This window comes from Bradyrhizobium sp. CCBAU 45389 (assembly GCF_028128625.1).
Lineage (GTDB): Bacteria > Pseudomonadota > Alphaproteobacteria > Rhizobiales > Xanthobacteraceae > Bradyrhizobium > Bradyrhizobium liaoningense_B.
Genome location: NZ_LBIY01000092.1, coordinates 1 through 21,172 on the forward strand (window position 1 = coordinate 1; position 21,172 = coordinate 21,172).

At 60.2% G+C, this 21,172-nt stretch carries 16 protein-coding genes; 4 read left to right on the top strand and 12 right to left on the bottom strand.

The window, feature by feature from the left end; genetic code table 11:
• Nucleotides 1–1,301 precede the first annotated feature (1,301 nt).
• Nucleotides 1,302–1,532 carry a DUF2188 domain-containing protein gene (locus tag XH79_RS22485; RefSeq protein ID WP_271582965.1) on the top strand — a complete coding sequence of 77 codons (231 nt, stop codon included), beginning with the start codon at nucleotides 1,302–1,304 and terminating at the stop codon, nucleotides 1,530–1,532.
• Nucleotides 1,533–2,423: 891 nt separating this feature from the next.
• Here the strand turns inward: XH79_RS22485 and XH79_RS22495 are convergent.
• Together XH79_RS22495 and XH79_RS22500 are read right to left on the bottom strand one after the other, a co-directional pair.
• Complete coding sequence (locus XH79_RS22495; protein ID WP_271582966.1) at nucleotides 2,424–2,870, bottom strand: tyrosine-type recombinase/integrase; 447 nt, start codon at nucleotides 2,868–2,870, stop codon at nucleotides 2,424–2,426.
• Nucleotides 2,806–3,528, bottom strand: a complete 723-nt coding sequence (locus tag XH79_RS22500) for a phage integrase central domain-containing protein (protein ID WP_271582967.1) — start codon at nucleotides 3,526–3,528, stop codon at nucleotides 2,806–2,808. The genes XH79_RS22495 and XH79_RS22500 overlap by 65 nt, the downstream gene beginning before the upstream one ends.
• A 497-nt stretch (nucleotides 3,529–4,025) precedes the next feature.
• On the opposite strand from XH79_RS22500, the gene XH79_RS22505 reads away from it, so the two are divergent.
• Nucleotides 4,026–4,235: a hypothetical protein gene (locus XH79_RS22505; protein ID WP_271582968.1), complete on the top strand. Its 210-nt coding sequence runs from the start codon at nucleotides 4,026–4,028 to the stop codon at nucleotides 4,233–4,235.
• A gap of 159 nt (nucleotides 4,236–4,394) precedes the next feature.
• On the opposite strand, the gene XH79_RS22510 is transcribed toward XH79_RS22505, so the two are convergent.
• Nucleotides 4,395–4,640 (bottom strand): hypothetical protein, encoded by a 246-nt coding sequence (locus XH79_RS22510; protein ID WP_271582969.1) that lies wholly within the window; start codon nucleotides 4,638–4,640, stop codon nucleotides 4,395–4,397.
• A gap of 1,832 nt (nucleotides 4,641–6,472) precedes the next feature.
• Between XH79_RS22510 and XH79_RS22515 the strand changes: the two genes are divergently transcribed.
• A complete protein-coding gene (locus tag XH79_RS22515; protein ID WP_271582970.1) occupies nucleotides 6,473–7,333 on the top strand; it encodes an alpha/beta fold hydrolase in 861 nt (286 codons plus the stop codon).
• A 95-nt stretch (nucleotides 7,334–7,428) separates the two neighbouring features.
• Here the strand turns inward: XH79_RS22515 and XH79_RS22520 are convergent, their stop codons facing one another.
• Together XH79_RS22520 and XH79_RS22525 are read right to left on the bottom strand one after the other, a co-directional pair.
• Nucleotides 7,429–8,595 carry an acyl-CoA dehydrogenase family protein gene (locus tag XH79_RS22520; RefSeq protein WP_271582971.1) on the bottom strand — a complete coding sequence of 389 codons (1,167 nt, stop codon included), beginning with the start codon at nucleotides 8,593–8,595 and terminating at the stop codon, nucleotides 7,429–7,431.
• A 112-nt stretch (nucleotides 8,596–8,707) separates the two neighbouring features.
• On the bottom strand, nucleotides 8,708–10,969 hold the full coding sequence (locus XH79_RS22525; protein WP_271582972.1) for an iron-containing redox enzyme family protein: 2,262 nt from the start codon (nucleotides 10,967–10,969) through the stop codon (nucleotides 8,708–8,710).
• A gap of 102 nt (nucleotides 10,970–11,071) precedes the next feature.
• Between XH79_RS22525 and XH79_RS22530 the strand changes: the two genes are divergently transcribed.
• Nucleotides 11,072–11,986 carry a hypothetical protein gene (locus XH79_RS22530; protein ID WP_271582973.1) on the top strand — a complete coding sequence of 305 codons (915 nt, stop codon included), beginning with the start codon at nucleotides 11,072–11,074 and terminating at the stop codon, nucleotides 11,984–11,986.
• A 43-nt stretch (nucleotides 11,987–12,029) separates the two neighbouring features.
• Here the strand turns inward: XH79_RS22530 and XH79_RS22535 are convergent, their stop codons facing one another.
• From XH79_RS22535 to XH79_RS22565, 7 genes are read right to left on the bottom strand one after another with little or no spacing between them, the layout of a single operon-like run.
• Nucleotides 12,030–13,064 (bottom strand): C45 family autoproteolytic acyltransferase/hydolase, encoded by a 1,035-nt coding sequence (locus tag XH79_RS22535; RefSeq protein WP_271582974.1) that lies wholly within the window; start codon nucleotides 13,062–13,064, stop codon nucleotides 12,030–12,032.
• A complete protein-coding gene (locus XH79_RS22540) occupies nucleotides 13,061–13,690 on the bottom strand; it encodes a GNAT family N-acetyltransferase (protein ID WP_271582975.1) in 630 nt (209 codons plus the stop codon). The genes XH79_RS22535 and XH79_RS22540 overlap by 4 nt, the downstream gene beginning before the upstream one ends.
• A gap of 1 nt (nucleotide 13,691) precedes the next feature.
• Entirely contained in the window at nucleotides 13,692–13,946 is a 255-nt protein-coding gene (locus tag XH79_RS22545; RefSeq protein WP_271582976.1) for an acyl carrier protein, read from the bottom strand.
• On the bottom strand, nucleotides 13,943–15,451 hold the full coding sequence (locus XH79_RS22550) for an AMP-binding protein (RefSeq protein WP_271582977.1): 1,509 nt from the start codon (nucleotides 15,449–15,451) through the stop codon (nucleotides 13,943–13,945). Before XH79_RS22550 ends, XH79_RS22545 begins: the two co-directional genes overlap by 4 nt.
• Before the next feature lies 1 nt (nucleotide 15,452).
• Nucleotides 15,453–18,812: a non-ribosomal peptide synthetase gene (locus XH79_RS22555; protein ID WP_271582978.1), complete on the bottom strand. Its 3,360-nt coding sequence runs from the start codon at nucleotides 18,810–18,812 to the stop codon at nucleotides 15,453–15,455.
• A complete protein-coding gene (locus XH79_RS22560) occupies nucleotides 18,809–19,126 on the bottom strand; it encodes an acyl carrier protein (RefSeq protein WP_271582979.1) in 318 nt (105 codons plus the stop codon). The genes XH79_RS22555 and XH79_RS22560 overlap by 4 nt, the downstream gene beginning before the upstream one ends.
• Nucleotides 19,120–21,162, bottom strand: a complete 2,043-nt coding sequence (locus XH79_RS22565) for a class I tRNA ligase family protein (protein WP_271582980.1) — start codon at nucleotides 21,160–21,162, stop codon at nucleotides 19,120–19,122. Before XH79_RS22565 ends, XH79_RS22560 begins: the two co-directional genes overlap by 7 nt.
• Nucleotides 21,163–21,172: the final 10 nt, after the last annotated feature.

Sequence of the window (21,172 nt, forward strand, 5' to 3'; positions counted from 1 at the left end):
CTTGGCCTTCAGAGGTTGCGGCAACTGAAGCAGAGATATGGGGAGATCAGCGCACAGTTCGCGGCGCTCTGATCGTTTCTGCATGCCCACCAATCCCGGTAGGCGATTGCTTGGCGGCGCCTTGCTAGAATCCACTACCGGGATTTGCGGCACGTGATAGGGACAGCGCCTTCCCTGCTTGCTCCATTCCAGGTGGAATGCGCCGAGTCACGTTCGTCGCCAACCTTCCCGGAAGTGCGGATGCGGCAGGCAGCGCCCCCTATCCAAGACCCCCTGGTCGATATGGGCGCCGAGTCGCATCCGCGCTGCTTTCCGCAGACATCGATTTATCAATGGGCGTAGTCTTCACCCCCTTACCGACTGAGGGTCGCAAGGTGGTTCAGTCTGTGTAAGGAATGTCACCCTACAAAAAGCCCCTAAAATCAGTGGCTTAAAGCGGATTTGGCGTTGACAGAAACGGCGCGGTTGTGCATTGTATGGTTGCACAGTCGATAGATTGCGCGGGGCCTAAGAACCCCATTAAAGGCGCCCACAGCGCCGAGCTTCGAACGGCGCTTTTTTGTGTCCGGCTTTCCGTTCAACGTTCCGCTATGGCGGGAGGGCCGCGAAATAAGGCTGGAAACAGCACGAATAAGCGCGCCTGTCCTCTACAGGTTCTTAGCCTCCCGCCGCCAGCGGAGGCTTCCATCAGTCTCTGCGGGGTTTCACTAAGAAGCCTGTAGGGGAACTAAAATGGAAGTCATTCGCAACGTCTCGAACTCGAAGATCGCCGAGACTGATCGCCCAAGCGCCTGGCGACGACCAGTCCTGGTAGTTGTGCCACGGGCTTTCCGGACGAGACTTTCCGCCGTCAGCTTCAGGCGCTTGAGGCTGGCCATGTTGAAGTTAGCGGCGCGTGGTAGGGGACAGCGCTTTTTCTCTAAGCGGGCGCCGAGTCATGTTGCCGCTAACTTCTACCATAGGTCCAAATGGACGGTGATCATCAGCGTGACAAACCTTCGCCCGCAGAGCTGAGACGTTCGGAGCGGATACTACGCGCCGATCAGATCGCGCCTCGGGGCCCCCACTAAGGCCGACGCGGGCCGCCTATTGTGGTTGCTCCAAGGACGCGTTCGACACGTGGATTAACGTGCGGGCCGGTGAGACACCCAGGTAACGAGATCGTCGACTTAAATGTCGCCCACCCCGCGCGTTAGCGACGCTACGAGGCGGCCACCAACTCGGGTAGTTGAGGCGACCGCGTCAGGTTTGCAAAGATCATCCGGACCAACGATCATAGAGGCGATGCTGGAGAAAGCTTTATGGCTGGCGTTCAATACTTCGTCACGCGCTACAAGGGCCAATGGGCGGTTTCGCTCAAGGATGTGTACTCCGGCCCCTATGCCACTGAGCAAGAGGCCATCGGTGTCGCAGTGAAAAACGCCCACGAGCAGGGGCAGGCAGGAAACGACGCGCAGGTTCTGGTCCAAAGCCACGACAATAGATTCAGAAGCGAGTGGGTATATGGGCGCGATCCGTACCCACCAGGTTAAACCGGGCCAACGGAATGCACATTTTCGAGCGGCACATCACAGCCCTACGGTCGCAAGCGCTTGAGGTGCTTGCAGCCAATCAGGCCCGCGCGGCCGATCAGTCTTTGAGCCTGGCAGATCGCCAAGTCGCGACATCTGATGCAGAGGAGGCTCAGGCAGTGTTGGGCATACTCGATAGTGTGAAGCCCAATCTTAGGCCGAAGGACGCGCGGCGGATCGCTGCACGCATACGCGATCTTCTAGAGGGTGAGGGGTGAGTGCCACCCGACCCTCTGGGGGCTAAAGGTCACAAGCTTTGCTTGTGATATGGCTGGCCACCGAGTTGGCGGCGCGAGACGCTCGTTTACTCGCGCAGGGCGAGTATGGATAACCGCCTTTTGTTTTTCAGAAATGCAAATTCTGCAAGGAGCGAAATTTCTGCGGCCTTGTCGATGGCTGCGATCTTTCGGTGGACAAAGTAGCCCGTTTATTTGACGACTCACCCTTAGTAAGGGTCGGCGGCTGGTCATATATGATTCCCCTCATTGCCACCTTTGCGGGTCTTGAGCTCAGGTGTCAATCCCGGAGAATGTCACGGCAAACGGCTATTTAATAGACAGCTTCCGAAAATCCGTGCGACTACAGGGCTGATGCTTGTCGCCCCTGAAGGTCTGCCGATGGTCAGAACGGAAAGCCCCAATCAATCCGCGTTCACGCGCCCTCGCAGGGGATTGCGACGTGAAGACGCGGAGTTCTACGTCGGGGTGTCTCCGTCCACATTCGATAACTGGGTTGAGGACGGCACGATGCCGAGGCCCATCAGGCGCGGCGGCATGGTCTTGTGGGACATGCGACTGATTGACCGCGCCTTCGAAGTTCTCTCGGGCGATGCGGAAGATGCGAACCCGTGGGCTAGTGTGAGCCTAACGCGGCAATAGCCTGCTTGGCGAGCAGCCTTTGCTCCGCAGCCTTCGTGTATCGTTCCAGCTCTTTCAAGCTGTCGTGGCCGGTGATGCTGGCAATCACCTTCAGTGACAACCCCAGCTCGGCAAGTCGACGGGCTGCCGCGAAGCGCAACGTGTGGGGGCTGCATTGCGTCGTGATCCCGGCCGCTTTGCCCCAGGCTGAAAACTTGCCGGTGAACGACTTGTCGCTGTAAGGCTTTCCGCGTTCAGTCAGGATGAATGCTGGCGCATCGGCTGCGATCTTGCAGGCCTTGAGCGCGGCTGCGAGTTGTGCAGCTAGTGGGATTTCCAGCTCTTTGCCGGTCTTGTTTTGTCGGACTTCGATGCTGCTATCGTAGGTTATCGAGATCGAACTTGCCGCCGACCACGCTGTGAGGCCCGAGCCTGACCGCATCGCCGCGCCGTTGGCCGGTGTAGGGCAGTACGGTCATAGCGAGATGTTGCCGAGTGCCGAGGGACCACCGCTCGAAAAACTCGGCTATGTTGGTTTCCGACAGCGTGTCCCAACCTTTCTTCGCGCCTTTCGGTCGACGCTTCTTTTTGATGTCCTTGGCCGGATTGTCCTTTCGGTACTTGTGGTCCTTGGCGAACGCCATGAGCAGCCGGAAGATTCGCCGCGTACTGTTCCCGGCCTCTATGCCGCCTTCAGCAGCCCGTTCGTCGACCATGCGCTGAATGTCCTCCTCCGTGATCTTGGCGACGGGCAGGCTTCCAGCGGCCTCTTCGAGCCGGGCAAATAGGCGGGTGTAGTTGTCCTGAGTGACTTGGCCCAGCTCGGGGAACTTGGACTTTTTGTAATGCCGGATAAGGGCCGCCATACTGCCAGCGGGAACGGTTTTGACGGGCGTGCGCCGCTTGCCAGCTTCAGGCGCGCTCGTTGCCTGTCCGGCCTTGCTGCCCTCCTCCAGGGCGGTTGCGTAGGCCCGCATAAACTCTTCCGACCAGGGCAGCCCGGGCAGGGTGGCGCGCGGTATGCCCTTCTTTCGGACGTAGTGTCGCAGATGGCCGTGGCTGTCTAAAAAGCCTTGCACATACCTTGCATGCCTGAGCATGGGGGGAATGCGGCCGGAACTGTCAAGGTGGCCGTTCCTAAGGTCCCTCGGTTGACACTCAGCCTAAAAATGTAAGTAAAATCAATGCTTTCCTCTGATCTTGGCGCTCCCTAGGGGAATCGAACCCCTGTTTCAGCCTTGAGAGGGTAAAGTTGTTCCGCATGATGTTCGTGAGAGAGTCCTGCGATGAAGACCTTACTCGGCTCTTCTGCATGAGCACGCGTTACTGCACCAGTTTCGCACCAGAAACGCACTTGGTACCCAGTTCGGTGTGAGCATAAGGACGACGGGTTTCGAGCTTGCCAACAGCGCTTCCGATTAGTCCAATTTGCATGCCAGAGCGCGCAGGGGTTAGTGGCGGAATGAGAATGCCTTTTGCTCGGCACCGTGGGCGATAAAGTTCAATAGATCCCGGATAGTTGGGCTCGGCATAGAAATGCCCACGTCGCTCGATGGGGCCTAATCCGATCGTGGCAGAGATTATCGAAGCACATACCATGATTGACAATGATAACAACAGCCGGCGCCGACTCGCCGAGTTCAAAGACGGTTGCCGCTATGGCAAGTTCGGAAAGACTAAGGCTTACGAGTTGATCGCCCACGAGAGGATCAGGGCCTACAAGATGGGAGGTAAGACTCTGATCGACCTCGACAGTGTGGATGAATATCACGCTTCGCTGCCGAGGGTCGAAACGAGAGCGAGCTAGGCCCCTAATCTGTGCGGCGATCCAGTCTGCGCACCGTCGCGCCCGCGTCGAAGCGATCAGACCCATTCGGCCAAATAGACCGCACGGTTATCGACAATTTCAGATCAGGCCTGATGACAGCCGTCGCTACTCTCGTGAGGATCGTTGCAAGCTGCCCGATCACAGAAGTAGCTTTTTCCTCGCGGCCAAAAGCATCTCTGGCGGAATCTTGTAGACGTTGACGATGCGTGCTTTCTCACATTGGAAAGCGGTCCCTGGCGCGTCAGGATCATCTTCGACCACGCACTCGACTTCAACTTCATAAATTCGCGGATACTCGTGGTGAGCTGCCCAAATTGCCGCTTGGTCGAATAGCTTTACCATGTAGATGCGATCGTCGACGAATTTCTGGCGAAACATCGCCATTTTGCGGTACGCCGGTCACCGACCGCGGCAGAATATATTCTCCTATCTGCAGACCGAAGTTGCCGCCATGGAAGTAGCGTGGTGGTTTCTTGCGAGGAAGCAATCCCTTTGGCGGCGAGACGCCTGCGTTTCCGTTTCCCCATTCTTTCGTTCATGGCCCGCCGACCGACTTTGCTTCTTGCTCGGTGCGAAACATATAGCACTGGCGAGAGCGGCGGCTATGGGACGTTGAACATTGCCGCGGCTTCGCTTTTGTCAAGCAAAGAGACCGTTTCCGGACGGTCACTCCTGACCGCCATACGAAAATCGGCGCCGCGCGATCAGCTTTTCGTGGGCGGTCTCTCGCGCCAAGCGCAAGCCGAGTCGCCTCACACGAGGTGTCTCGCTCGCCTCCGTGGGGAACGATGGATGGAGTACTCATGACAAGAGCCCCCTGACCCGCCGATATTGCGCTAGATTGATCCCGCCCGGATTTCGACTAGTGCCGGATTCGATCACGGTCGGGGCGATTGTGGAGACCGAAATGGCCTGATTGCTTGGGGAATGTTTTTGTCAGCTAATACCGAGCGTCATCTTGTTGGTATTTGTGTTGGTATTGACAGCGATTGGCGATGAAAATCGCTTCCAATTCAATTGGTTATGGTATTAGGTGATTGCCGTCGCAAGCGTTCGCAGCCATCCGCGCAGCGCCCCAACCCCTTGAAAAATTAGGACTTCCGCGTACATCGGCGCTCATCACCGATTGTTCTCGTCCGCTCCGAGCCGCCCGATTTATCGTGTTGGTATCGGCAGAACAAACGTTCGCGCTGACTTTCGCTATTCCGAATGAGGGAATTGAGCAGATGGCCCGCAAAAAACGACGGCGCGCACGCCCAACCCAAAGCAGATCAAGACGGACGTTGACTGCCGCAACGCCCGGCCAAAATTCGGCGGGGCCCGTGGAGCCCGGCCAAGATTCCCGACGTGACCGACGGCGGCCTCTATCTCTTCGTCACGCCGGACGTGAGCAGGCCCGGCAACGCTGCTTCTAAACTCTGGCGGATGGCTATCGCTTCCACAGCCGCCAGAAAAACTACTCCATCGGTCCTTACGGCAATCAGTGAGTCTCCTTCCGAACGTTGCCGCGAGATCCGAATGAGATCGCATCTCGCCAAAATGGAGCGCTTTTCGTCACGTTAAGAACGCCATTCGTCCCAGCACGCATTCATTCATCCCGGCTCCAGCGCCGGCGCCCCCCAATCCTTGTCCGCCCGAACGGTTCAATCACAGTCGGGCTTCCCTCCCCGGGAAATCCCAGTGGCAAGACCACGGTTTAACCAATAGCAGCGGCAAGGTGCGAGACGGATGCAGACAGGATACATCTCCCGATGAGCCGTTGTCCTTCGCCTGCAGATTCCGATCGGCTACGCGTTGGGGTACGCCAGCTATTCCAGCACGTCTCCGATCCCGGCGTTTACCTCGTGGCTACCCAACCTCTTGATCGTCGCTCTGTATTCCACCTTGGAGGTTCGATGGCGCTCCCGGTGGATTCAATGAACGCTCGCCAGGCCGTCGGCCCGATCGTGCGATCAGGCGTCGTTCGCCTCGACCATCGCAAGCGAGGCTTCACGGAGCTCGATCAGGTGGCTGCGCTATTGAGACCCTCAACCCACTATCGGTATATAGCTAATTTTGCTACTTTTGCTAGAACTCTTGTTTGTCTTTTTAAGCGCTTGGCCCCCCGTGATCGAGCGCATAGAGCCATCCATCTTATGGGGTGATGACGATATCGTTGCAGATTTAGACACTGGATCGGAGCTGCCCTTCATCTAACGAACGATAAGGTGCTATCTATGAAAGAGCCGGACCTGTTGCACACGCCGGCGCCCGGGGGAGACCAATTCTCTTTCCGCATAGAGCAGTGTGGTCGTGGAGACGCGACTTGCATACTCCTTCATGGCTTCGGCGAAGGTGGCTATGTATGGTACGACTTTGCACCTCGCTTGCCGAAAAAATACCGTGCCATAATCATCGATTTCAGGGGGCACGGAGATTCCGATGAAGATCCAACAGGAAATTATGGCGTTGGCCCCTATTCCACAGACGTTCTCGATCTTATTCAGAAATACAAACTTGGTAATGTTTCTCTTGTAGGGCATTCCCTTGGTGCGGCCGTGGCGCTTCAAGTTGCTGCAGCCGTCCCTCACCTTGTAACAGACTTGGTTCTTGTAGATTTCTCTTTGAGCACCGAACCGGACGTTTGCGAAAATATTCTCTCGCAGTTCCACGAGCAATGCGATGGCTACAACTCGCTCGCCGAGTACGCCGACTGGATATCGGCCAAGCGACCGCTGACTCATCCACGAATGCTTCGTCACATCGTAGACAACGCTCTGCGCGAGACCGCCGATGGAAGATTTGTACTCAAAGTCGATCAGAGGATTCAGCAACTAATAAGCACAGGATCGGCGCGAACGGATGATGTTCGGGCTATTTTTTCTAAGATCTTATGCCGAACATTATTGATAAGAGGCCGAGGATCTGCGGTCCTTTGCAAAAAAGAAGCACTAGATATCATACGCTTGTTGAAAGATGGCCAGCTGTGCGAAGTTTCTCGTGCCGGCCACGCGGTGATGGTCGAAGATCCAGACGAATTTGCCGATGCGGTCAACCGGTTTCTTCTCGGACCGCGCTCCTCACGCAGTGAGTTGTGACCGGTTGGGAGTTGTTGGCCCCGAGATCCCTGCCCGTTTCGTAGAGCCCCGCGGTCACGCCGCCGAATCTGCCTGCCGCCCTTCACGCGGGAGGCCTATCCGATGTCAGGATGCTGGAGATAGCTTGCGATGATCAGGCGCTGAATCTCCGAGGTTCCTTCGTAGATGCGCAGCGATCGGATCTGCCGATAGAGACGTTCGGGCACGGCATCCTTCACGATTCCCGCGGCGCCGAAGATCTGTACTGCATCATCGATGATCCGCTGTGCATGTTCAGTCGCAAACAGTTTCGCGATGCTGGAGTGCTTTCCAAAGCCACGGATCTGCTGGTCAATTTCCCACGCCGCCTGGGCGACGAGCAATGCGCTGGCGGTCAGCGCCACCTCGCTGTCGGCGAGCTTCGATTTAGTCAATTGCATGTCCCAGACCGTGCCGGTCGAGAGGCGCCTAGAGCGAGCCCATTTTAGCGCTGCGCTCCGCGCCCGGCGGGCGAAACCGGTCGCGGCAGCGCCAACCGTCATCCGATACTGCTCAAGGATTTCGCCCGCGATTTGGAAGCCGAGTCCCGGCTTTCCGATCATTTGGGCCGCCGGGACGATGCACTCGTCAAAGCTCAGGCTGCCAAAGGAGCGCCGCGCCATCGCCTCAATCGTCTCCGCGACACGCATCCCAGGCGATTGAGCGCGCACGAAAAACAAGCTGAGCCCCAGTGGCCCCGACTGGTCAGCCGTTCGGGCCAGGACAATCGCGAAATCGGCAATGTCGGCGTTGGAAATCCAGGTTTTCGTCCCGTTCAGGACATAGGACTCGCAACGACGTTCGGCACGCAGCGAAACGTTGGCAATGTCCGAGCCGACGTCGGGTTCGGATAAGGCCAGACACCCGATCGACCGCCCTGCCAGTATGTCCGGGAGCAGAGTCGCGCGCTGTTCCGTAGAACCGTACCGGACCAGCGGCGCAGCGGCCAGGGCCTGAATCGAGAAGGCGAAATCGCACAAATCATGGATGAACGAGAAGCCCTCGCGAATCAAGCAGATACTGCGGAAATCAGGGGCCGCATCGGCGCCGCCGACGGCCGCGTACCAGTCGGTTCGCCCGAACAGGGCCGTTAGATGACGGCCCATCTCGGCGGGCGAGCGACCTTCGATCTCGCCAAGTTCTGGCGAGATCTCGTCAGCCCAGCTTTCAATTCGCCTCGCGAGTTGCCGATGCCGTTCCTCGTAGAGCGGCAGTCTAAGAACCGAGGTGTCGAATATTTTCACGGCGGCCCCTTCGACCCGGTGTTGCAAAACTCTCCCGAAGGCAAGGCGGTGGCCTCGTGGCGGCACCGCCCGCCAGGATCCGGTCATCCGCTGGCACCGGCTCGCCGAACGGTCAGAGCGTCAAAGCACAATGATCGCCGATCGCATCATCGTCGATCATGACAGAGTGGGGCGATTCCAGCGTCCCACCTTCCATGAAATAGGAAAACGCAGCATAGCCATTCCAAATGCGGCGCCATTCGGCGGCGACTGCAGCGGTGCCGTATCGCCGCTCCGTTTCGTCGAGATGCGCCTGGATGATCGTCACCGCCTGCCGTGAATGTCCGGCGGAGAGGTTGTCGATGGAGAGGTGCACATCCTCGTAAATGTGGTCGAAGCCCCAGTGCTTCAGCTTTTGGATCTCATGCAGCCGCACCTCGCCGAGGCCAAACATTTCGACGCCCAGATTGTAGCCGAGAATCTCAGGGTGAAAGCGGTTCGGAAATAGGCCGAGTGACAGCTGGTTCAATGGAAAAGTATAGAAGTTGTCGGGGATTTCGTCCTGATCGATGAACGCTTCGTCACGGATATGCGGCAGGTCGATCTCCAGGCTCCTCAGGACCCGATAGATCAGCGTGATGTGGTTCTTCTGAATATCACCCAAGCCCATCTCATCGGCATAGATGCTGAACAAAGTCGCATCTGCGGCTCGCTCGAAGCGGCCCGTGCCGCTGCTTCGAAATGCCCAGCAGCCATCGATCAGGTTGCCCAGCGCAAAGTATTTCTGACCGAACACAACTTCGTCACGAGGCGGAATGTCGTTGAGTGGCGCATAGGGTTCGACGAGCTTGTGCCAATAGATCGACTCGACCCGAGCTTCCAGGGCCTCGGGGGAATACTCGAAAAAGCGAGCGTCTGTATATCGCCCCGTGGCCTCGTTGTTGAAAAGGACCTCCGCCCGAGCCAACCCCGCGCGTGCGCGCTCCAGCGCAACCGATAATGTGTTCGCGAAATTTTCTATATTGACCAGCCGGTAGAACAGCGTCCTGTCATCGAGATCTGGGGCAGATTCGAACACAGTGTCGCGGGGTGGGCGATTCCGGATGCTGGCGAGCCACAATCGCGTGACCGATTCGTCATGCCCTTCCGGTACCAGGATTATCGGCTCGTCGATCGTTTGAGCCGCTCGCTGGAACCACGATTTGAGGACGCACGCTTCCTGTTCGGAAAATATGCCGAACATCGGCCCGCCGAATTTGATGGCGTCGACGAAGCGGCAACTTCCTTTCGCATCGGCTCGCAGATAGCTGGAGCGCTTGAAATCCCGCAGGAAGACGGCGAGATCCAAATTGGTTTCAGCAAAACTCTCGGAGAGCAGCTTTCCGCCGATCCGGACGCGCCCATGCTGTTTCCCGGCAAACGGCGCGTGGCGCCGGATGATCTCGGCGACCTGCAGATCAAGGGAACGGTCCGTCGATTGCCCGGCCAGTTCCGCCAGCATCGCCAGCATCGTCACCTGTCGCCTTTCGAGGCCGACAAAGACACGCATCGCATCGACGAGGCGGCGGGACAAGGCTTCACCCGCCGGGTCATCTTGCAGCCCGTCGACGTAGGTGTCGAGGGCCTCCCATGCCGTTTCGGGTGTCACAAAGGGGGCTAGCCCCGCCACGCGGTCATCGATCCCCAGGGCGTGGTAGGCAGCGTGGATTCCGACCAACTCGGGGAGGTAGGTCGCCGGGTAGCGAGACAGCGACAGCAAGAAAGCGGCCTGCAGTGACGTCATCGGCTCCGTCGCGGCCGCGCGGAAGAAGCCCGCATCGGAGATCGACGGCAGGAAAATGCCGGCCTCTTCGAGGGACCGACGGCGCAAAGCGACACATGACCGGGCTGGGCAGCCCTCGCCAAGAAGCAGCCATCTTTGGCCGAACAGGATGTTGACGATGGCGGCAGGCTGGGTCGCGGGTTGCGACACGGTGTCGAGCCAGCAATCGCCGAGTAACGACAGCGCAGCCCGCCCACGAAGAAGAGAGTGTTTCGCAGCCGTTCCTAAGGCGACCACGCCGTCGAGCGCCGCCGTGGTGGCGATACGGTGCTCTTCGAGCCAGTGCCACAGCCGTTCCCGATCTACGCGGCCGCCGCGGAGGACGGGCGCCTGCGCCATTGCTTCCAGCGCTCCATCGTCCCACTCCGCGACACTCAGCGTGGCATCCAGAATCTGCTTGGCGACCAGTAGCATCGCCTCACTTTCGCAATCTTTCAACAGGAGTGCGGCGATCTCGGCCGGCTCCGCGGCCAATGCGGCATCGGCCAACGGTCGAGCCGCCGGATCGAAATGGAACAGACCGATCATGCCACCAAGGAAGCGATGTATGGCGGCGCCTTGAACATCATTCAAGGCCGCATCCGATTTGGATGATATACCGGTTGATGGTAGGCCTTTCATTTCACAACCTCGCTATGGTGACTCCTATAACACCAACCGGCGGATCGACGCGGCATGGAAAACCAGAAATTGTATCTTCACGGCTGTCACTATTTCCTCGGGGAAGAAGAGCGGCGTGTGACGGAGATTCCCGGTCTGGCCACGTGGCTCGCGCGAAACCAGATGATCGACGACCCGGGTTTGTGGGGCTGGGATCGTTTTCGCGTTACGGCCAGGCCGACGGTCGAGCTGCTGGCCGAAACGGCGCGCCGGAGCTTGGCGGATTTTGGCGCCCGTCAGCCATCGGTCGATGCAGTCATCCTGTGCGCAACGCACTTTCCAACCGATGTCGACGGACATGCCGATTTCATCGGCCGGCTGCTCGAGACTCTGGGCCTGCACCAAGCCATACCGTACGGCGTTACCCTGAATCGCTGCGCGACCCTCACATCCGCTCTTGGCCTGGCCGAGACGCTGGTCCGCAGCGGGCGGCACCAGGCGATCCTGGTGGCGGCCGGAGATACAATCGGCGCGCATGATGAAAGGCTGCGCCCTTTCGCGGTGTTCAGCGATGGAGCGGCAAGCTGCATCGTCAGCGCCGGACAAAGTGGCGAATTCCAACTGCTTGGCACAGCCGCGGCGGTTGATGCCCGAATGATGAGGCCAAATGCCGAAATCTCGGCCGACCTGACGCGGCGGGCGGATGCCGAACTGTTCGCGCTGGCGGAGGTTGGCCTCCGCGACATCAAGCGCCTCGCGCACAACAATCTGTGGAAGCCGATCGTGGTCATGAAGGAGCAGCAGGCTGGCTTCCGCCGCGACCAGCTCCATCTCGACAATATTCCACGTATCGGCCACGTCTTCTCCTGCGATCCACTGATCAATATGATCGACTTGGCGGCAAGCGGTTCGGTGGCGTCGGGCGAGCTGCTGGCCCTGGGATCGAGCGTATCCGGTGCCCGCTTCGGTGCATTGCTGCGCAAGAGTTGAATTTGGGCCTGGGCCGGCTGAAACGGCGGGGTGACGGGCCATCTCACACGGCCAGACAGAATTTTTCGGTTCGAGCCAGCGCGGGATTGCCGCGCCGGATATGGAGTATGCCATCCTTTGGCAACATGACCACGGCGCCGACGGTCTTCTCGCGGCATATATTGCCGGTGTCGGGCACGCAGATCGGCTCCTGGCATAAAAGGGCCATGTAGTCCTCCGGGCCTCCGTGACTGCCCGGACGATCAAGCTGCGCGACACACGCTTCCAGCCGGCGCACCGAGGAATTGCGCGAGAATGGGTTCATCTGGTCCATTGCGACAAAGTCTTCCAACAGGAAATGATTGGTGTGCACAAGCGTGGTACCGGCTCGGACGGAAAGCTTCCCGTCGCAGAGTTCGACGGTAACGCTGCGGTGTGCATCGCATAGCAGGAGTGAACGCGAACTGGCGAGCCGCACCCTCGACAACCAATCCAGGCATGAATCGATATCGCTGCTGCTGTCGAGCAAATGGCGGATAGCAAGATAGGGTGGGATGCCGGGGCGCCATGTACCGCCGAGCACAAGGTTGAGCCCGATCGCCAAACCGTCGCTGTTGAGGCCGAGATACCCGAGCAGTCCCGTGAAACTCAGCAGCAAGACCCGCCGCGGACTCGACCGATGAGCAATCCGGAGAATGACTATCTGGTCGTCCAGATTGCCATTGAGGTCGATCGTCTGGGCAAGCACGGGGCCGTCTTCGCCACGCCGGCACAGTGTCGTGCAGTCGCCTGCCGTATGAAACCGCGAATAGCCCATCACCTCGCGGCGTATCTGCAGCAACATCGCTTCGTCCGGCGCGATCTCGGCGCCTTCGGCCAAGCCCTCGATTTCTTCGGCAAGCGACGGCATCGCCGCGGCGATCTCGCGGCGATAGGCCGCAATCTCCGGCTCCAGTGTCGTGAGGCTGATCTGCCGCGGCAAGACGCGATTGAGCCGCGCCAGATCGTCATCGAGAAAGGTGCGGATCTGCTGCCGGAGCGACACTCCATGGGCGCGTCCGAGCTCGCGCGGCAGGCCCTCGAGGCACAGCGGCTTCACTGCCCCGCACCAACCAGTTCGCTGGCTGCCCTGGTCAGTTTCGCTTCTTTGAGCAGGCCGGACCGAACGATCGGCCATTCGTGGCGCAGGATGCTGTAATGGATCGCATCGCGGCGACGCCCGTCCTGCATGTAGTTGAAGCTCCGCAGCACCCCCTCCTGGGTCGCACCGATATTCTGCAAGCCCTTGCGCGCCTGGAGATTGAGCACGTCAGTCTTGAACTCGACGCGTTCGCAGTCCAGCCGTTCGAAGGCGTGCTGCAGCAGCAGAAATTTCACCCAACGATTGAGCCGCTTCCCTCGATAGGCGCGGCCGAGCCAAGACCAGCCAATTTCGAGGCGCCGGTCGGCCTCAGCCAAATTGCCGTAGGCCATGCTGCCGGCCACCGAGCCCGTCGCCTTGTCGATGACGGCAAAGACGACCCGGCGGGTGGCAGCGGTGTCTTCGACCGCTTGCTGGATGAAGCGGTCAAGATCTACGTCCGCATCGATCTGCTGCACGAAATAACGCCAGATATCGGCATCGAAAGCGATTTCGGCGAGCGACGCACGATCGGTGAAAGCGATTGGCCGCAGCCGCGCATAATCGTTTTCAAGCCGCACCTCGGCGAGGTCCTTCCAAGCCATGTCAAGCCTCCTGGCGGCCGGCAGTTGCGAACAGGGTGACAACATCGCGCGGGGTCCTGAGGCTGGCGATGTCCTTGTCGGTAAAGCTGAAAACGGGGATGCCCGTCTCCTCGCACAGCGACGTCACGAGCAGCACCAGATTGAGCGACGTCAGCCCGTATTCATCGGAAAGATTTGCATCGAGGGCGATCCGATCGACGTCGACATCAAGTAGTTCTGCGAGATTTCTTTTGACGGTGGACTGAAGATTGCTCATATCAAGCCCCTTGACGCTTGGGTGATTTCATTCGCAAATCGAGCCAGAATGGCCCTGCGCTTTGGTTTGTATTGCGAGGTCAGCAGCCCGTTTTCGATGCTAAACGGCTCGTCCACGATGAGGAACGTGCCGATCCGCTCATCCGGCCGGCTCGTGTCGTTGAGATCGGCAATATGACGCTTGATGACGTCGCGCGCCGCCTCGCCGTGCGGCGCGCAAAGGATCGCCGAAAGGCGATCCTCTCCTGAACCGAGAACGATGCAGTTCTCGACCTCGGGACAGGTCCGAAGCTTTTCCTCGATCGGCCGGACCAGGACGTTGCGCCCATTGGTGAGCACGACGATATCGTCGGCTCGGCCCAGAATGTAGAGAAACCCGTCCTCGTCGAAGCGGCCGAGATCGCCGGTGCGCACCGAGCCGTCCGGCTGGAAGATGCGCTCCGAGTCGCCAGGCGCGCAGAACAGGTAGCTCGTATTCACCGGGAAAGCGCTGTGCACGACGACAATGCCCTCTTCGTCGATCGAGACACGTTTGCCGTCGATCGGTTTGCCGACGCTGCCGCGTCGATGGGCACCTGGCGCATTCTTGGTGACGATGCAGGTCTCGTTCATGCCATAGCCTTCAAAGATCGGCGTGCCGCAATCCTCGAAGAAGCGCAACATGTCCGGGCTGGCCGGCGCAGAGCCGGTCCAGAGATAACGGATCCGAGATCCCATGGCCTCGATTGCGGCGCGGCGGAGCGCCGCCGGATCGTCGCTCTCGACCCGCGCTGCGATCGCTTTGCGCAGCGTCTCGAAGAAGGCGGGAACACCCATCACGACCGTCGGCGCCTCGCGCGACAGCGCGTAGTACGCCAATTCGTAAGTCGACAGCACGACATCATGCCCGTAGACGAGCGCGGAATAGACCCAATAGCGCTGCTGCAGCAGCGACAGCGGCAAGAAAACAAAAATCTTGTCTTCAGACGAATGATTGAACAGCGCCTGTGTCGCAGTAATCGAGCTGTCGATGCTGCCGACCGTGGCCGCCAAGCCCTTAGGCTCACCAGTGCTCCCAGACGTGAATTTGATCGTCGTCACGTCACTAGGCGCAAAGGCGACGGGAGGGAGGTCGAGATCCTCCGGCAGCGCTTCCAGCGTGGCAAGCAGGTTGTCCATCGGCAGAATGCAAGATGCGTCCGACGCTTCATCGCTGAAGACGATGCGCAGCGCGTATCGCTCGGCGAGTGCGGCCGCCGGGAATTTCCCCGCCTCGAAAGCGGCGGTGACTGCCTTAAGCTTCAGCGCGGCCAAGTCGAGCAGCAGCCATTCGAGCCGGTTCCTGGCCACGATGCCGATCCGATCCCCGGCGGAAATACCAAGGCGCTGGAGATAGACAGCCATCTTCCGAGCAAGCCGGTCGAGTTCGGATAGCGACAGTACGGTTCGCCCGCCCGGGCCATAGATGGCGATCGACTTTGCGGCCGAGGGCCGACCATTCGCGACCCGGTTGATGATCTGTTCCATGTCACGAGGTCTTCACGTGCGATTGCGCTTGGTCGAGGTGGCTTGCCATCTTACGCGGCGTGTCGAGGCGCGGCAGTTTGGCGATCGGCACGGAGATACCGAATTCCTTGCGTATGCGGGCGAGGAGCCGGACACCCGACAGCGACGTGCCGCCCAGTTGGTAGAATCCACTGACTGGATCAATCGCGTCACAACGCAATATATCGGACCAGATCTGGATGATCTTCGCTTCGAGTTCGGTTGGCGGGGCCGGAGCGGCTTCAGTGGCCGTGTCCGGCGCGTCCGGCATCGCAGTCTGGGCAAGGAAGGCTCGGTCGACCTTGCCGTTTCCGGTCAACGCCAAGCGCTCTAGCCAAACGAATTGGCGCGGCACCATGTACTCGGGCAGTGCCGCTTCGAGCGCTGCAGTCAAAGTGCATTCGGCTACCGTGGTCCCGTCGCCGGTTTCGACGAGACAGGCGACGAGGCGCGGACCGTCTCGCGTGCTGCGGCCAACCACGGCGGCAGCGGCGATACCCGGCTGATTGATCAGCACGGCTTCGATCTCCGCCGGGTCGATGCGATAGCCATTGAGCTTGATCTGGAAATCGACCCGGCCAAGGATTTCGATGTTTCCGTCCGGCCGATAGCGGGCGCTGTCGCCCGTACGATAGAGCCGTTCGCGCAGCGGCTCGTGGTCAAAGAAGGCGGCGGCGGTCAGGGCCGGATTACCCAAATAGCCCTTAGCGAGCCCCTCGCCGGCGGCATGGAGTTCGCCCGGCACCCAGTCGGGACATTCGCGGCGCTGCGCATCGAGGATATAGGCACGGTTATTGGCGTTCGGCTTGCCGTACGGTATCGGTCCGTCGATCGAGCCGGGGTGGTCGATCGGGTAAAGAATGTTCCATACCGTCGTCTCCGTCGGGCCGCCCAGGCTGACTATCCGAACATCTGGCTGGAGTGCCGCGATCCGCCCCGGCAGCGTCGCTGGAATGCGGTCTCCGCTCATGAGCACGAAGCGCAGCGTCTGTGGCAGCGCCCGGCCGGACGCAACGGCCTCATCTACCAGCAAACCAACGATCGCCGGCACCGAATTCCACACTGTGACGCCGGCCCGCGCGGCCAGGTCGAGCCAATGTCCCGGATCTGCCGCGCGCGCCGCGTCGGGGATGACCAGCGCAGCACCGACCGAGAGCGCACCGAATATGTCGAAAACGGACAGGTCGAAGCTGCAGCTGCTGACCGCGAAGAAGCGGTCCTTGGCACAAATCTCGAAGCGCTTTGTCGTATCGGCGACCAGATTGATCAGGTTGCGCCGAGTGACCATCACGCCCTTCGGCACGCCGGTCGAGCCGGAGGTATAAAGAACATAGGCAAGATCGCCTTGTGCCGAATCGACCGGAGCGAGATCCTCGGGCCGCGTATCCGCTTCCGTGTGCTGAGCTCGCTCCAGGAAGGCGCCATCGACGGTCAAGCTCACCGTGCCCTCGCAGACTTGCATCGCGGTATCCTGCACCAGCGAGCACCGTATTGGCCCGTTCGACAGCAGAGCCTCGAGCCGCGCCGCTGGAAGCCCCGCCTCAATCGGCACATAGGCGGCGCCGGCGAGGCCTACACCGAGGATCGCGACGATCTGCTCCCACCCTTTGTGCATCACGACGCCGACCAGGTCGTCGCGGCCGATGCGGTTGCCTTTGAGCCAGCGCGCTACCGCGCATGCACCGGCGCGCAATTCGCCATAGCTCAGGCGCCTCGTGCCGCAATCGATCGCCAGGGCGTCTGGTGCTGCGGCGGCATGCTGCAGAAAGCGGGCATAGGGCTGCCCGGGAGGAATTGCGACGGCCGTGTCGTTGGCTGCCCGGCGTTGAGCGAACTGGTCCTGCGGCAGGAGCCCCTGATCGATGCGGCACCACGCCGCGTCACCGGCGGCGAGCGCGACGAGAAGCCGCTCATAGCCCTCGGTCAGAGCGGTGACCAGCCCTGCCGGAAACAGCGCGTCCACCGAATCCATCTGGATAACGAGAGCGCCGTCACTCTCCAGTGCGAAGGCATTGAGCCAAACTTGCGGTGTCTGGCTTACCGAATAGACTTCGCGCCCCCAGGCGGCGATCGCCGAACCGTCCGGCACAGCTCCGAGTGTGCTATTGAAGGTGAACGGCATAGGCACTGCCTGACCGGTGCAGGCACGCTGGCCGATTTCTCGCATGACGTCGAGACCGGAGAATTGACGATGATCCAGTCCCTCGCGCAGGCGGGTCTGGATTGCGACGGCGCGCTCTGCGAAATCGGCTCGGACATCGATCTCGATCGGCAGCAGCATGCAATCGGTGAAATTGCCGATGACGCGGTCGATATCGGGATGGATCGGTAGGCGGTTCGCCAGGGTGATGTTGAGCGTAAAGCGCTCGCCGGCGCCCCAAAGCGACAAGACCTCTGCATAGGCGGCAACAAGCACGGCATTCGGTGTCAGCGTGCGGCGGACCGCCTGCGCCTTGAGCGCGGACCAGCGCTCCGGCTCGATACGGAATCCATGACGAACCGAGACCGGCGCGCTTATTGCCGCCGGGTTGCCGCACAACGGCAGCTGCGGATGGGGCGGAATCTTTTCCAGCTGGCTTAGCCAGTAATTGCGCGCACGCATATATTCCGGTGCGGCGTGCGACGCCGCGAGCGCGCGAACGTAGTCGAAAAACGATACTTGCAAGGCGTCACGCAAGCCCGGCCGGTCCGTCGCGACATAGGCCCGGCGCCAATCCTCGAAGAACAGGAATGCGCTGCTGCCATCAATGACGAGCCCGTCATGACTGACATGAAGGATCATATTGGCTTCGCCCAGGATTGTCAGCCGTACTTCGATGAGCGGCGAGCGGTTGGCCGGCAACACCTGCTGGGCCATTTCAGCCCGCGTACGATCCCGCATTGCTTGCTGGTCGGCACCCTTCAGGCCGCGCAGATCCGCCACAGCGATCCGCACCGGCTGACACTCGGCGGCACTATCTTCGACCTGCGTCGCATCGTCGGCGAAGCGGGTGCGCAGCATGCCGTGCCGCTCGACGACCTCGGCCAGGGCCGCTTCGAGCCGAGCGGCATCAAACACGCCTTCAATCTCGCGGTAGACATGGGAGGACACGCCACCCATCGAGAAGTGATCCTGGCGACCATAGTAATAGCTTGCCTGCATCGGTGTCAGAGCGATGCACCCGCCGTCGTCCCTCGCCACGGCCCGCAAATGCTCGATCAGCTCGGATTTGGCGCTGCGGATCAGTCCAATCAGCGCCGGGTCAATCGCTGATCGAGGCCCCTCGAGGCGCAGGTTCGAGCCGTTGCGCAACAAGACGAGGCCGCGCTCAGCGACAACTCTCAGAATGCTCTCGGCACTCATATTACTATTCCTTCTTGCTGACAGGCGGCGCGCCGCGCGATCGCCAGAGCGAAGAGTGTGTCGACCGTCTCTGCCTTCAGAATATCGCCGACAGAAAGCTCGATGCCCCAGTTGGTCTGCAGCTTGTATTGCAACGTCATCGCGCCGAGCGAGGTGAGGCCAAGATCACCCGGCGCCTGTGACCGGATTGGTGCATCAGGGGCGAGGTGCAGGATCGCTCGGAGAGTCGCTTCAAATTCCGTCCGTATGACCGCTTCCGGATCGGATGGCGACAGGTCTTGTATCTCGATTTGTATCTGAGGCTGCCTCAGCATGACCGGGCGCTCCTAACGAGTTGTCCGGCGTCGTCAGACGATGCCGCTCCGGGAACAGCGAAGAAACACGCCGTGGCAAGCGCAATTTTGGTGCCGGGCCGCAGCAGCATCACCCGATCCGACCAATGCGACGTGGCGTCATCGGTGCCGATCGCCTCGGCCAGCTTGCCGGCGAAGCGCGGCATCACCGGGGTGGCGCATTGAGCGAGCAACCGGACTGTTGCCAGCTCGAGCGCGATAACGGTGCGCCACTCGTCATAGGCGTCGGAATTGCCGGACAGGCACTGGTGCGTCGTCGTGAAATGGATCACGTCGTCAACCAATCCATTGAGCTCGCGCATCACGCCATTGAGCGAAAAGCCGTCAGCGCCATAATGTACCGCGATCGCGTCGAGCCTCGTCTGCAACCGCGCGAGGAAAGCGCTCTGTATGGGTGACCAGACGCCCGCATCCGGAGCATGGCCGGCGAAGTGCGAGGCGATACGACCGCCCAGCCCGTTCAGCCAGGTTTGCCATCGCCCGATCAATGTCCCAGAGATGACGGCCTGGCAGCTCTTCAGCTCGAAATTGGTTCGCTCCGTTTCGCCGCGCGTCAGGGCGAGATAATAGCGCACGGCATCGACCGTCTCCGGCGACAGAATATCCTTGCCCCAAATCGCATGCCGCCGGCTGGTCGAAAACTTCTTGCCATCGAGCAGGTAGAACTCGTTGACGTTATATTCGATGTCGCAAGACCAATCCGGATAAGCGAGAGCGTACAGCACCGGATACAGGATCGTGTGGTAAAAGCTGTTGTCGTAACCGAAGAAGTGGACGATCTTCCAGTTGCGCTGCGGCGCGTCCGCCGACCAATCTTGGCCGTAGCGGCGGCCAAGCTCAGCAATGCCATGCAGGAATCCATAAGCCATTTCTGGCCAGACCCAGATGACTTGGCGCCCTTCGACCGGTTCTACCGGCGGCACTCCCCACTCGGCTGGGTGGGTGACGGGCAAATGGATTTCCCCCCGCGCAAAGACGCGCCGGGCGAGATCCTGGAGCCGCGGCGAAACCTTACCGGTCCGGTGATGAGCCATCACGGTGTCGCGGAAATCATGCAGCGGCAGAGAGTAGCGTTCAGCCGTCCCGCGCGCTGGTGCCGCCACGGAAAGCTTGGATTTGGCGTTGACAATATCGACGCAGAGATTGGGCTCGCCGCATTCCTCGCAGATGTTACCGCCGGTCGGCGCCGAGCAACTCGGGCACAGTCCGCCGATATCGACCTCATAGAGATACGTCTGGGTCGCTCCATCGAAGAGCGACCGATCCTTCCGCCGCTGCACCGCGCCGGAGCCGACCAGACGCGAAAAGAAATTTTGCAGCCCTCCCCGGTAGGTCGGGTCCGTTCCGGTAACGGTGAATTGGTCGACCATGATGTCCATGAGAGAAAGCGTCGCGCGAATCTCTGCGGCATAGTGTGCGGCGACGCGCAGAGGTTCGGTGTTTTCCTCGTTGGCGCGGGCGACCACGTAGCTTTGGAAATCGTCGCTGCCGGTGAGGTGATAGGCTGCGACCCCGTTCATGCGTTGGAAGCGGACGAAGACGTCGGCGCCGAGATAGGGGCCGGAGAGATGTCCCAGATGAAGATCGCCGTTTGGTGTGGGCGGCGTCGAAAAGACGAATACAGGCCGACCGGCAAAGCGTTCCTTGCCGGTATTCTTGGCCGCTTCGGCCGCGCGGACTGGATCGCGGCCATACAGATCCAAGAATTCCAGCGGCACGCTACCCGGATTTCGCAGCGTGTGCGTTTCAAAGGGCTCGAATACCGCCACCGAGCCCGGACCGACGCCATGGATGACGTTGTCGACGACCACTTCGCCCTTGCCCTTGAGTATGACGAATGCCTCGGCTTCGTCATGCTGGTGCGGTGTTGTCTCGCCCCCCGGTAAGACACGCCCGAAACTTGCGGCACCGCCTGGGCCGGCAAGGCCACCAACCGGCGCCATCTCGATGCCGAACGCAGCAGAGTAGGCGCTTTCGTCCAAGGTTATGATTTTCATAGCGTGCGTT